Source organism: Erwinia sp. ErVv1, assembly GCF_900068895.1.
Taxonomy (GTDB): Bacteria; Pseudomonadota; Gammaproteobacteria; order Enterobacterales; family Enterobacteriaceae; genus Erwinia.
Map to the genome: position 1 here is coordinate 23663 of NZ_CDPK01000022.1, position 438 is coordinate 24100.

The 438-nt window shown below is 50.9% G+C and carries 1 pseudogene; it reads left to right on the forward strand.

The annotated features are described in order from the left end of the window. Positions 1 to 429, forward strand: a pseudogene (locus tag A1830_RS24130) (EF-Tu/IF-2/RF-3 family GTPase); the annotation flags it as partial. Positions 430 to 438: the final 9 nt, after the last annotated feature.

Consider the following 438-nt stretch of genomic DNA (forward strand, 5'->3'; position numbering starts at 1 on the left):
CTGCAGGGCGAAGCTGAGTGGGAAGCTAAGATCATTGAGCTGGCTGAGCATCTGGATAACTACATCCCAGAGCCAGAGCGCGCAATTGATAAGCCGTTCCTGCTGCCAATCGAAGACGTATTCTCCATCTCCGGTCGTGGTACCGTTGTTACCGGTCGTGTAGAGCGCGGTATCGTTAAAGTCGGTGAAGAAGTTGAAATCGTTGGTATCAAAGATACCGTGAAATCAACCTGTACCGGCGTTGAAATGTTCCGTAAGCTGCTTGACGAAGGTCGTGCAGGCGAGAACTGTGGTATCCTGCTGCGCGGTATCAAGCGCGAAGATATCCAGCGTGGTCAGGTTCTGGCTAAGCCAGGCTCAATCAAGCCACACACCAAATTTGAGTCAGAAGTTTATATTCTGTCCAAAGATGAAGGCGGCCGTCATACTCCGTTCTTC